Source organism: uncultured Microbacterium sp., from assembly GCF_913776565.1.
Lineage (GTDB): Bacteria > Actinomycetota > Actinomycetes > Actinomycetales > Microbacteriaceae > Microbacterium.
The window spans coordinates 1-3,334 of record NZ_CAJYPF010000032.1; the positions used below are offsets into that span (position 1 = coordinate 1).

The following is a 3,334-nucleotide window of genomic DNA, read 5'->3' on the forward strand; positions in this document are numbered from 1 at the left end:
CGTCGTACTTCAGCAGGCCGTCCGCCTCGCCCGCGATACGCAGCTGCGGCCACCACACGTCGACACGGTCTCCGCCCCCGGCCGGCGAACCGAACCAGATCTGGAGCTCCGGCTCAGGCAAACCCGCCCATTCCGTGACGGCACGGCTCAGCGATTCGAGCGGCGATTCCGCGGCCGGGTCCGCACGATGAAGAGCCCACCGCGCCCGCCGTCGACCGCGCGCGGAGGCGCGCTCCTCGTTCAGCGTCACGAGGGTCAGAGCGGTGCAGCGTTCATCGACGCGTGCGGCCGCGTCGGCGACCGCCAGGGCGAACCCGGGATGCCGAGTCCTGGCCACGTCGATGCACGTGTCGGCGAGGGAGGTCAGACGGATGCCGTCGACCTCCTCGATCACGCGGTCCGGGTGGGCGCTGGTGTGCACGCGCACCCCGCCCGCGCTCCGGGCCGTCGCGCTCGCCGACCCGAGAACGTGGATGTCGTGCGGCGCGCCGAGCACGGGGAGGCCGTGCAGCGCCGCCGCGGATTCGAGGCAGAGCACGTCGTCGGGGGCGTTCAGCAGATGCGCCCGAACGCGAGCGAGGTACTGCTGCCACGGCGGGAGCGTCTGCCAGGCGTCACGCGACGCATAGACACCCCGTGTCACCTGGATGATCTCGCCACGGCGCACACTCCTCGTGGAGTGGGTCACCGCAGCGGCGGGCATCAGCGGCAGGGGCGTGTCGACCGTTCGTTGGAGCACCGTCATCGCTCGACTGTGCCGTCCGCGATCGCCCGGGTTCGACGGCATCCGGCGATCCGTGGACAGCTCCCGCCCGCGACCGTCGGTGGAGGAGCCGCAACACCGGCGCCGAGACGGCATCCGGCTGACAACTCGGTTGCAGGATGTCGCCGAGTTGTCAGCCGCGTGCAGTCTCGCGGCCCACGACGACGCGCGCTGCACGCCGGCGGCGGCCCGCGGCGGCCCGCGCCGCGCGCGCGGCGCCCCGGGGATCGCTCAGGAGGCGTTGGGTAAAGTTCCCCTGTGCACCACGGGCTGAACGATGTTCCTCGACCGACTCGACGACGCCGCGGTGCGGGCCGTCTGATCGCCCTGCTTGCCGCGGCCGGCGTCGTGCTGGCCGGCTGCTCGGCCGCCGATCCCGCGCCCGCCCCCGAGAAGGAGCAGCGCACGAGCCTGACGCTCGGCGTCGTCGGCGAGCTCACCAGCTTCAACGCCGCGTCCGCGACGGGTGCCACGGCGGCCAATCGCGCCGTGTCGGCGTTGCTCGACGAGCGGCTGGGATCGCTCGACGGCTCCCTGCAGGTCGTCCCCAACGACGGGCTCGGTCGCATCACGCGCGTGCAGGGCGATCCCCTCAAGGTCAGCTACGAACTGTTCTCCGACCGCGTGTGGTCGGACGGCACGGCCGTCACCCTCGACGACCTCGTGTTCGGGTGGGCCGTGAGCTCGCACTTCTTCGACGACGCGACCTACGACGTCAACGGACAGGTGGTCTCGGGCACGCGCTACTTCGACACCGCGATGCCGGCGGACCCGAACGCGCGCACGGCGCGTCCGATCGTCGACCGCGCCGACGACACCCTGACCCTCACCTATGACCAGCCCTTCGCCGACTGGAATCGCCAGTGGCTTCTCGATCGGCCGGTGCACGTCGTCGCGCAGCGCGCGGGCGTGAGCGTGAAAGACCTGATCACGGCGATCCTGACGGCGCCCGAGGGCGACCCCCGCGCCCCCGCCGCGCCGAATCCCGTGCTCGCGGCCGCGGCAGCGGCGTGGAACACCGGCTTCGACGTCGCACCCGGAACCACCCCCGACCCCGCGGGCGTGGTGTCGGCCGGGCCCTGGTCGGTCACGGAGATCACCGCCGACACCCTGCGATTGGCGCGCCGCGACAGCTACCAGGGCGCGCACTTCCCGGGCCTCGAGGGGCTGACGGTGCGCTTCTTCGCCGACCGGGCCGCTCAGCTCGCCGCGCTCGAGGCCGGAGAGGTCGACGTGGCCAACGTGGGCGATCTCGACGTCGCCGAGCGTAAAACCCTGACCGATGCGGGGTACCAGGTGCAGGTCGGACCGACCACCCAGACGCTCCACCTGAGGTTCGCGGATGCCACGGCATCCGACATCCGTCAGGCGATGACCCTCGCGACCGATCGGTCCTCGCTGGTGCAGGACGTCCTGGGCGCGATGCGCCCCGACGCCCAGCCGCTGCAGTCCTTCCTCTCGTCGACGGCTGCCGGTCAGCTGTACTCCGACCTGATCGCCGGGAACGGCGCCCCGGGAACGGGAGCCGACGTCGACGGGGCCCGCAACGCGCTGGGCGATCGCGCCGCCGTGCTGCGCCTGTCGTACGACACCACCGACGAGGTGTCGGCGCAGGTGTTCTCTCGACTGGTGTCGATGGGCGCCCGCGCGGGTATCGCGGTCCGAGCCGCGACCCCCGGCGACACGGTCGACGCGACGCTGTCGTGGGTGGGCGAGGACGAGAGCCTCTACCGCTCCGCCCGCGACCGCCTGGCCGAGGGCATCGACGGTCCGAACACCGACGAGCTCTTCGACGACCTGACGGTGCACACCGACCCCGTCGACGTCCTCGCCGAGGCGAAGGAGATCGACCGTTCGCTGTTCTCGGTGTACGCCGGCATCCCCCTGCTCGAGCGCACGGGAGCCGTCGTCGCCGCAGCGGGCGTCGGGGGAGTGGCCTACACGTCCGAACCCGACGGTGTGCCGCCGGCGTTCTGGACGTGGTCGCCCCCGCAGTCCTGAGCGGCGCGGGTCGGATCAGGACGCGGATGCCGGGGGTGCGAAGATGGCGGGCCACCAGGCGGCGGCGAGCGGGTACCCGACGAAGGCCACGATGTCGATGATCGTGTGCGCGACGACGAGCGGCATGACGCGACCCCATCGCTTGTAGCACCAGCCGAACACGAGCCCCATCACGACGTTCCCGAGCGCCGAAGGCCATCCCTGGTAGAGGTGATAGCTGCCGCGCAGCAGGGCGGTCGACACGATGATGCCCGTCCACGACCAGCCCAGGCGGCGCAGCCGGTCGAACAGGTAGCCGAGGAAGATCACCTCTTCGGTGAGGCCGGCGCGCAGCGCCGCGAGGATCAGCAGGGCGATCACCCACCACGACGAATCGAGCGGTGCGGGGACGACGGTGATGCTCTGGCCGATCGCGCGTCCGATCGCGTAGACGCCGATGCCGGGCGCGCCGATGAGGATCACGAGGGCGACACCGCGCACGAGGTCGGAGCCGAATCGGCGGAAGTCCAGGCCGATCCGTCGCAGGGCGTTGTTCGCGGGCTCCCACAGCAGGTAGACCGCCAGGGCGAC

At 71.9% G+C, this 3,334-nt stretch carries 3 protein-coding genes; 1 reads left to right on the forward strand and 2 read right to left on the reverse strand.

All coding sequences use genetic code 11. The features are described 5' to 3' along the window. On the reverse strand, positions 1 to 745 hold a 745-nt coding region (locus tag QZ433_RS02050), incomplete at its 3' end, for a hypothetical protein (RefSeq protein WP_295779778.1). A 276-nt stretch (positions 746 to 1,021) separates the two neighbouring features. Here QZ433_RS02050 and QZ433_RS02055 point away from each other — a divergent pair. Beyond that, complete coding sequence (locus QZ433_RS02055; protein ID WP_295779779.1) at positions 1,022 to 2,764, forward strand: ABC transporter substrate-binding protein; 1,743 nt, start codon at positions 1,022 to 1,024, stop codon at positions 2,762 to 2,764. Between the two features lie 15 nt (positions 2,765 to 2,779). Here QZ433_RS02055 and QZ433_RS02060 read toward each other — a convergent pair. Continuing rightward, a partial coding sequence (locus QZ433_RS02060) for a CPBP family intramembrane glutamic endopeptidase (RefSeq protein WP_295779780.1) occupies positions 2,780 to 3,334 on the reverse strand: 555 nt, incomplete at its 5' end.